Genomic DNA, 8,508 nt, shown 5'->3' with positions numbered 1-8,508 from the left:
GGATCCCTGAACGCAGCCCTCGAGGGAGTCTCGGCCGACGCCATCACCACCGCGACGACCGCGGCCGGGGAGCTGCGGGAGGCGCGGGGCGCGGGGGAGGAGCGAATCCGCTGCCCGGCTCCGGGACGAGCGGCTCGCGGGCCTCGATCACGGCGACGGCCAGCGAAGCGACCGCGGCTCCCGAGGCGAGGGCGCTCCGGAGCTGCTCGACCGCGTCGGTCAGCACCGCCCGCCGGGACGTCGATCCGCGACCGGAGGCGAGGGTCGACGTGGCGAGGCCGAGCACGCGCTCGGCCAGCGCCGTCCGCTGCTCCCCGGCCGCGGTCGTCGCGGTGGTGATGGCGTCGGCCGAGACTCCCTCGAGGGCTGCGTTCAGGGATCCGATCGCCACCAGCAGATCGGTGCGGGCCGCGCCCGCGACGGTGCCGTCGGTCGCGGTGAGGAGCGCGAGCGAGTCGTCCCGCAGCGCGAGGCCGGCCTCGCGCGCGGCGGTGTAGGCCGGAGGCGCGGCGACGTCGATGGACGTCTCGCGGAGAGTCGGGGTCGCCTGCGTGCCCTCCGCGGAGGGCGTGCATCCGGTGAGCGCGCCGGCGGCGACGCGCAGGGCGATCGCGGCCGTGGCGCCCCGGAGGAGCGGGCGCGCACCCCCGCGCCGCTCGGCTCGCCCTCGACTCCGCATCACTGCACCCTAATCGGGGGACGGCCGCCGTGGGCGCCGGTCAGCGGGGCGGTTCGCGCATCCGAGACCCGGGTCGGCCGCACCTCCGGGCCGCACCCACGGCGCTCGACCGGTGGGAAGGGGGCCCGGCGCACACCCGTCGAGGGCGGGGGACGGCGCGCGCGGAACGGCGGGGCGCCCGCCGCCGCGCCGCCTAGCATGGGGCGGGTGACCGACCAGCAGGAGCCTCCCGTCCGCCTCCGCCCCGAGATCCTGGCGCTCCCCGCCTACAAGCAGGGCCGCGCGGCCGCCGCCGACGCCTTCAAGCTCTCCTCCAACGAGAACCCGTTCGACCCGCTGCCCTCCGTGCTCGCGCGGGTCCGCGAGGTGGACGACTTCAACCGGTACCCGGACGCGGCGGCGACCGCCCTGCGCACAGCGCTCGCCGCGGAGTACGGCGTCCCGATCGAGGAGGTGATCGTCGGAGCCGGCTCCGTCGCGGTCATCGCCCAGCTCATCACCGCGGCGGCGGGCCCGGGCGACGAGGTCGTCTACGCCTGGCGCTCGTTCGAGGCCTACCCCTCGCTCGTCACGACCGCGGGCGCCACCAGCGTGCGCGTGCCGCTCCGCGCCGACGACACCCACGACCTCGACGCCATGGCCCAGGCCGTCACCGAGCGCACCCGCCTGCTGATCGTCTGCAGCCCCAACAACCCCACCGGCACCGTCGCCACCGCCGACGACGTCGAGGCGCTCCTCGAGCGCGTCCCGGGAGACGTCCTCGTGCTCCTCGACGAGGCCTACGCAGAGTTCGTCGACGACGAGCGGGCCGTGGACGGCACCCGCCTGCTCGGCCGCTACCCGAACCTCGTGATCGCCCGCACCTTCTCCAAGGCGTACGGCCTGGCCGGCCTCCGCGTCGGCTACGCGATCGGCCACGCGCGGATCCTCGACGCCGCCCGCTCCACCGCCATCCCGCTCTCGGTCACCCGGTTCGCCGAGACAGCGGCGGTCGCCTCCCTCGAGCACCGCGAGGAGCTCCTCGAGCGCGTCCACCGCATCACCCGCCTCCGCGACGACCTCTGGCGGGCGCTGCTCGACCAGGGCTGGACGATCCCGGAGTCGCAGGCGAACTTCCTCTGGTTCGACACCCGCGAGGACACGGCGCGGGCGGCCGAGGTCTTCGAGCGCGCGGGAGTCGTGGTCCGCGCGTTCCCGCCGGAGGGGATCCGCGTCTCCGTCGGCGAGGCGCGCTCTGTCGACAAGCTCCTCAGCGCGGCGGCCGAGATTGTGGCTTCCCTCCCCGAGGGCCACCCCGCGAGACGGATAGGTTAGTCGGGTGGTAGCCACCAGCACGGAGTCGCCGACTGTCCAGTTCCTCTCCGCGGACGGGCGGTTCTCGCCGACCCCCGCGGCCGAGCAGTACGCCTCCTACCTCGACGGGGTGGACGAGGCGCAGCACCGCTCCTTCTACCGCGAGATGGCGGTGGTCCGCCGCTTCGACACCGAGGCCGCGAACCTGCAGCGCCAGGGCCAGCTCGGGCTGTGGGTCCCGAGCCACGGCCAGGAGGCGGCGCAGGTCGGCTCCGCGTTCGCGATGCGCCCGCAGGACCACGTGTTCCCCTCCTACCGCGAGCACGTCGTCGGCAAGATCCGCGGCATCGACCTGCTCGGCGTCCTCGCGCTCCTGCGCGGCACGACGCACGGCGGCTGGGACCCGACCGACCCGACGAACGGGAACTTCCACCTCTACACGCTGGTGCTCGGCTCGCAGGCCCTGCACGCGACCGGCTACGCGATGGGCCTCACCTTCGACGGAGCGACCGGCACGGGCGACCCCGAGAAGGACGCGGCCGTCGTCGTCTACTTCGGCGACGGCGCCTCCAGCCAGGGCGACGTCAGCGAGGCGATGGTCTTCGCCGCGAGCTACCAGGCTCCCGAGGTCTTCTTCCTCCAGAACAACCACTACGCGATCTCTGTCCCCGTGGCCACGCAGTCGCGCAGCCCCCTCTACCTCCGCTCCTCCGGCTTCGGCATCCCCGGCGTGCAGATCGACGGCAACGACGTGCTCGCGAGCTACGCGGTCACCGCCAAGCACCTGCAGGACGCGCGCTCCGGCGGCGGTCCCCAGTTCATCGAGGCGCTGACCTACCGGATCGGCGCGCACACCTCGAGCGACGACCCGACGAAGTACCGCACCGACGACGAGCTCGCCTCGTGGGTCGCGAAGGACCCGATCACCCGCTTCGCCGCGTTCCTGCGGAGCGAGGGCGTGGAGCAGTCCTTCTTCGACGAGGTCGACGAGGAGGCGAAGGACTTCGCGTCCGACATCCGCCGCCGCCTCCTCGCCCTCGAGGTCCCACCCACGCGCGTCATGTTCGACCACGTCTACTCGGAGCCGCACGTGCTCGTCGAGGAGCAGAAGGCGTGGCTGCAGAACTACAAACAATCGTTCCGAGCCGAGTGACGCGGATCGACACCCGCACGACTGCCCCGCAGCCGCCCCTCACCGGGTCGCAGCTCGAGTCCATGTCCATGGCCAAGGCGCTCAACGCCGGCCTCCGCCGCGCGATGACGCAGGACGACCGAGTCCTCCTGATGGGCGAGGACATCGGCCCCCTGGGCGGCGTCTTCCGCATCACCGAGGGCCTGCACGCCGAGTTCGGGGCGAAGCGCGTGCTCGACACGCCGCTCGCCGAGTCCGGCATCGTCGGCACTGCGATCGGGCTCGCGATGCGCGGCTTCCGCCCGGTCTGCGAGATCCAGTTCGACGGGTTCATCTACCCGGCGTTCGACCAGATCACCTCGCAGCTGGCCAAGATGACCAACCGCCACGAGGGTGCGATCACCATGCCCGTCGTCATCCGCGTGCCCTACGGCGGGCACATCGGAGCGGTCGAGCACCACCAGGAGAGCAACGAGGCGTACTTCGCGCACACCGCGGGCCTGCGCGCGGTCAGCCCGTCGACTCCCAACGACGCCTACTGGATGATCCAGGAGGCCATCGCCTCGGACGACCCCGTCATGTTCTTCGAGCCCAAGAGCCGCTACTGGCCCAAGGGCGACGTCGACCTCAGCGGTTCCGCCGCGCCGCTGCACGCCAGCCGCGTCGTCCGCCCGGGCACCGAGGTCACGCTGGTCGGCTGGGGCCCGATGGTCGCCGTCCTCCTCCAGGCCGCCGAGCTCGCCGGCGAGGAGGGCACGAGCGTCGAGGTCGTCGACCTGCGCTCACTCTCCCCGATCGACTGGGAGCCGCTGCTCGCGTCGGTCCGCAGGACCGGTCGGCTCGTCGTCGCGCAGGAGGCGTCCGCGAACGTGAGCCTCGGCTGCGAGATCGCGTCGACCGTCACCGAGCGCGCCTTCTTCTCGCTGGAGGCGCCGGTCCTCCGGGTCGCCGGCTTCGACACCCCCTTCCCGCCCGCCAAGGTCGAGAAGCTCTTCCTCCCCGACGTCGACCGTCTGGCCCTCGTCAACGAGCACGTCGACCACGGTGCCGCTGAACGGCGAGGGGAGCTCGACGAGCGACTTGGCGGTCTCGATCTCGACGAGGACCTGGTTGACGGCCACCTCGTCGCCGACCTTGACCTTCCAGGCCACGATCTCGGCCTCGGTGAGACCCTCGCCGACGTCGGGGAGGAGGAACTGCTCTGTCATCGGGGGGACTCCTGTGGGCTCGTGCGGGCGGATGTCGCGCGCGTCAGTACGCGAGCGAGCGGTCGACGGCCTCGAGCACGCGGTCGACGTCGGGGAGGAAGAGCTTCTCGACCTTGGCGGGCGGGAAGGGGGTGTCGAAGCCGGCGACCCGGAGGACCGGCGCCTCCAGCGAGAAGAAGGCGCGCTCGGTGACGGTCGCCGCGATCTCGGAGCCGAGGCTCACGTTCGCGGAGGCCTGCTGCGCGACGACGCGCCGCCCGGTCCTGCGGACCGACGCGAGCAGCGGCTCCTAGTCGATCGGGGAGAGTGAGCGAAGGTCGACGACCGCGACGCTCGTGCCCTCCTCGCCGGCGAGCTCGGCGGCCTGGAGGAGGACGGCGACCATCGGGCCCCAGCCGACCAGCGTGACCTCGGTGCCCGGGCGGACGACGCGGCTGGCGTGCAGCGGCGCGGCGGAACCGCTGAGGTCGACGTCGCCCTTGGGCCAGTAGCGGCTCTTGGGCTCGAAGAACCTGACGGGGTCGTCCGAGGCGATGGCCTCCTGGATCATCCAGTAGGCGTCGTTGGGAGTCGACGGGCTGACCGCGCGCAGGCCCGCGGTGTGCGCGAAGTACGCCTCGTTGCTCTCCTGGTGGTGCTCGACCGCTCCGATGTGCCCGCCGTAGGGCACGCGGATGACGACGGGCATGGTGATCGCACCCTCGTGGCGGTTGGTCATCTTGGCCAGCTGCGAGGTGATCTGGTCGAACGCCGGGTAGATGAACCCGTCGAACTGGATCTCGCAGACCGGGCGGAAGCCGCGCATCGCGAGCCCGATCGCAGTGCCGACGATGCCGGACTCGGCGAGCGGCGTGTCGAGCACGCGCTTCGCCCCGAACTCGGCGTGCAGGCCCTCGGTGATGCGGAAGACGCCGCCCAGGGGGCCGATGTCCTCGCCCATCAGGAGGACTCGGTCGTCCTGCGTCATCGCGCGGCGGAGGCCGGCGTTGAGCGCCTTGGCCATGGACATGGACTCGAGCTGCGACCCGGTGAGGGGCGGCTGCGCGGCCGTCGTGCTGGTGTCGATCGTCATCACTCGCCTCCGAACGATTCTTCGTAGCGCTGCAGCCACGCCTTCTGCTCCTCGACGAGCACGTGCGGCTCCGAGTAGACGTGGTCGAACATGACGCCCGTGGGTGGGACCTCGAGGGCGAGGAGGCGGCGGCGGATGTCGGACGCGAAGTCCTTCGCCTCCTCGTCGACCTCGTCGAAGAAGGACTGCTCCACGCCCTCGCTCCGCAGGAACGCGGCGAAGCGGGTGATCGGGTCCTTCGCGACCCACGAGGCGAGCTCGTCGTCGGTGCGGTACTTCGTCGGGTCGTCGCTCGAGGTGTGCGCGCCGATCCGGTAGGTCAGCGCCTCGATGAACTGGGGACCGCCGCCGGAGCGCGCGTCCTGCAGGTGCTTGGCGGTGACCGCGTAGCTCGCGAGCACGTCGTTGCCGTCGATCTGCACGCTGGGGATGCCGAAGCCGGAGGAGCGGAGGTAGAGGGGGCTGCGCGACTGCGTGGCCACGGGGACAGAGATCGCGTAGTGGTTGTTCTGGAGGAAGAAGACCTCGGGAGCCTGGTAGCTCGCGGCGAAGACCATCGCCTCGCTGACGTCGCCCTGGCTGGAGGCGCCGTCGCCGAAGTAGACGACGACGGCCGCGTCCTTCTCGGGGTCGCCCGTGCCGGTCGCTCCGTCGAAGGTGAGGCCCATCGCGTAGCCGGTCGCGTGCAGGGCCTGCGAGCCGAGCACCAGCGTGTAGAGGTGGAAGTTCCCGTTCGTCGGGTCGGTCGGGTCCCAGCCGCCGTGCGTCGTGCCGCGCAGGAGCGCGAGGACGCCGAGCAGGTCGATGCCGCGGATCTTGCCGACGACGTGCTCGCGGTAGGAGGGGAACACGTGGTCCTGCGGGCGCATCGCGAACGCGGAGCCGACCTGCGCCGCCTCCTGGCCGTGGCTCGGGACCCACAGCCCGAGCTGGCCCTGGCGCTGCAGGTTCGCGGCCTCGGTGTCGAAGCGGCGGACCACCGCCATCTCGCGGTAGAAGGAGCGGTGCTGCGCCTCGTCCACCCCGTCGAGGTAGGAGGCGTACTGCTCGGCCGCGGGGGTCGGCGAGAACCGCCCGTCCGCGGAGAGGAACTGGACAGTCGGCGACTCCGTGCTGGTGGCTACCACCCGACTAACCTATCCGTCTCGCGGGGTGGCCCTCGGGGAGGGAAGCCACAATCTCGGCCGCCGCGCTGAGGAGCTTGTCGACAGAGCGCGCCTCGCCGACGGAGACGCGGATCCCCTCCGGCGGGAACGCGCGGACCACGACTCCCGCGCGCTCGAAGACCTCGGCCGCCCGCGCCGTGTCCTCGCGGGTGTCGAACCAGAGGAAGTTCGCCTGCGACTCCGGGATCGTCCAGCCCTGGTCGAGCAGCGCCCGCCAGAGGTCGTCGCGGAGGCGGGTGATGCGGTGGACGCGCTCGAGGAGCTCCTCGCGGTGCTCGAGGGAGGCGACCGCCGCTGTCTCGGCGAACCGGGTGACCGAGAGCGGGATGGCGGTGGAGCGGGCGGCGTCGAGGATCCGCGCGTGGCCGATCGCGTAGCCGACGCGGAGGCCGGCCAGGCCGTACGCCTTGGAGAAGGTGCGGGCGATCACGAGGTTCGGGTAGCGGCCGAGCAGGCGGGTGCCGTCCACGGCCCGCTCGTCGTCGACGAACTCTGCGTAGGCCTCGTCGAGGAGCACGAGGACGTCTCCCGGGACGCGCTCGAGGAGCGCCTCGACGTCGTCGGCGGTGGCGACGGTGCCGGTGGGGTTGTTGGGGCTGCAGACGATCAGCAGGCGGGTGCGCTCGGTGACGGCCTGGGCCATGGCGTCGAGGTCGTGGGTGTCGTCGGCGCGGAGCGGCACGCGCACGCTGGTGGCGCCCGCGGTCGTGACGAGCGAGGGGTAGGCCTCGAACGAGCGCCAGGCGTAGACGACCTCGTCGCCCGGGCCCGCCGCCGCGGTGATGAGCTGGGCGATGACCGCGACGGAGCCGGCTCCGACGATCACCTCCTCGATCGGGACGCCGTACTCCGCGGCGAGCGCTGTGCGCAGGGCGGTCGCCGCCGCGTCCGGGTACCGGTTGAAGTCGTCCACCTCGCGGACCCGCGCGAGCACGGAGGGCAGCGGGTCGAACGGGTTCTCGTTGGAGGAGAGCTTGAAGGCGTCGGCGGCGGCCGCGCGGCCCTGCTTGTAGGCGGGGAGCGCCAGGATCTCGGGGCGGAGGCGGACGGGAGGCTCCTGCTGGTCGGTCACCCGCCCCATGCTAGGCGGCGCGGCGGCGGGCGCCCCGCCGTTCCGCGCGCGCCGTCCCCCGCCCTCGACGGGTGTGCGCCGGGCCCCCTTCCCACCGGTCGAGCGCCGTGGGTGCGGCCCGGAGGTGCGGCCGACCCGGGTCTCGGATGCGCGAACCGCCCCGCTGACCGGCGCCCACGGCGGCCGTCCCCCGATTAGGGTGCAGTGATGCGGAGTCGAGGGCGAGCCGAGCGGCGCGGGGGTGCGCGCCCGCTCCTCCGGGGCGCCACGGCCGCGATCGCCCTGCTCGTCGCCGCCGGCGCGCTCACCGGATGCACGCCCTCCGCGGAGGGCACGCAGGCGACCCCGACTCTCCGCGAGACGTCCATCGACGTCGCCGCGCCTCCGGCCTACACCGCCGCGCGCGAGGCCGGCCTCGCGCTGCGGGACGACTCGCTCGCGCTCCTCACCGCGACCGACGGCACCGTCGCGGGCGCGGCCCGCACCGATCTGCTGGTGGCGATCGGATCCCTGAACGCAGCCCTCGAGGGAGTCTCGGCCGACGCCATCACCACCGCGACGACCGCGGCCGGGGAGCAGCGGACGGCGCTGGCCGAGCGCGTGCTCGGCCTCGCCACGTCGACCCTCGCCTCCGGTCGCGGATCGACGTCCCGGCGGGCGGTGCTGACCGACGCGGTCGAGCAGCTCCGGAGCGCCCTCGCCTCGGGAGCCGCGGTCGCTTCGCTGGCCGTCGCCGTGATCGAGGCCCGCGAGCCGCTCGTCCCGGAGCCGGGCAGCGGATTCGCTCCTCCCCCGCGCCCCGCGCCTCCCGCAGCTCCCCGGCCGCGGTCGTCGCGGTGGTGATGGCGTCGGCCGAGACTCCCTCGAGGGCTGCGTTCAGGGATCC

The 8,508-nt window shown here is 73.1% G+C and carries 6 protein-coding genes and 3 pseudogenes; 4 read left to right on the top strand and 5 right to left on the bottom strand.

Going from position 1 to position 8,508, the window contains the following annotated elements; translation table 11 throughout:
- Window positions 1-43 precede the first annotated feature (43 nt).
- The gene (locus C5C33_RS17585) at window positions 44-679 is read right to left on the bottom strand and encodes a hypothetical protein (RefSeq protein WP_146085820.1); all 636 of its coding nucleotides are present in this window, start codon (window positions 677-679) and stop codon (window positions 44-46) included.
- 198 nt (window positions 680-877) lie between these two features.
- Here C5C33_RS17585 and hisC (C5C33_RS17580) point away from each other — a divergent pair, with 198 nt between their 5' ends.
- The 3 genes and pseudogenes from hisC (C5C33_RS17580) to C5C33_RS17570 all read left to right on the top strand — a co-directional run.
- Entirely contained in the window at window positions 878-1,993 is a 1,116-nt protein-coding gene (gene hisC, locus C5C33_RS17580; protein WP_104226632.1) for a histidinol-phosphate transaminase, read from the top strand.
- A gap of 4 nt (window positions 1,994-1,997) precedes the next feature.
- A complete protein-coding gene (locus C5C33_RS17575) occupies window positions 1,998-3,125 on the top strand; it encodes a thiamine pyrophosphate-dependent dehydrogenase E1 component subunit alpha (RefSeq protein ID WP_104261748.1) in 1,128 nt (375 codons plus the stop codon).
- 62 nt (window positions 3,126-3,187) lie between these two features.
- Window positions 3,188-4,120 (top strand): annotated as a pseudogene (locus tag C5C33_RS17570) (alpha-ketoacid dehydrogenase subunit beta); the annotation flags it as partial.
- Here the strand turns inward: C5C33_RS17570 and C5C33_RS17565 are convergent.
- From C5C33_RS17565 to hisC (C5C33_RS17550), 4 genes and pseudogenes are all read right to left on the bottom strand, one after another.
- Window positions 4,102-4,312, bottom strand: a pseudogene (locus C5C33_RS17565) (biotin/lipoyl-containing protein); the annotation flags it as partial. The pseudogenes C5C33_RS17570 and C5C33_RS17565 overlap by 19 nt on opposite strands.
- A gap of 43 nt (window positions 4,313-4,355) precedes the next feature.
- Window positions 4,356-5,321: pseudogene (locus C5C33_RS17560) on the bottom strand (alpha-ketoacid dehydrogenase subunit beta).
- A 62-nt stretch (window positions 5,322-5,383) separates the two neighbouring features.
- Complete coding sequence (locus C5C33_RS17555; protein ID WP_104261747.1) at window positions 5,384-6,511, bottom strand: thiamine pyrophosphate-dependent dehydrogenase E1 component subunit alpha; 1,128 nt, start codon at window positions 6,509-6,511, stop codon at window positions 5,384-5,386.
- 4 nt (window positions 6,512-6,515) lie between these two features.
- Window positions 6,516-7,631, bottom strand: coding sequence for a histidinol-phosphate transaminase (gene hisC, locus C5C33_RS17550; RefSeq protein ID WP_104226632.1), 1,116 nt, complete (start codon window positions 7,629-7,631; stop codon window positions 6,516-6,518).
- A gap of 198 nt (window positions 7,632-7,829) precedes the next feature.
- Between hisC (C5C33_RS17550) and C5C33_RS17545 the strand changes: the two genes are divergently transcribed.
- Entirely contained in the window at window positions 7,830-8,465 is a 636-nt protein-coding gene (locus C5C33_RS17545; protein WP_146085819.1) for a hypothetical protein, read from the top strand.
- Window positions 8,466-8,508 lie beyond the last annotated feature (43 nt).

This window comes from Rathayibacter sp. AY1H3 (assembly GCF_002932015.1).
The sequence above is the reverse complement of the archived record's forward strand: the minus strand, read 5'-3'. Positions and strand labels throughout refer to the sequence as shown.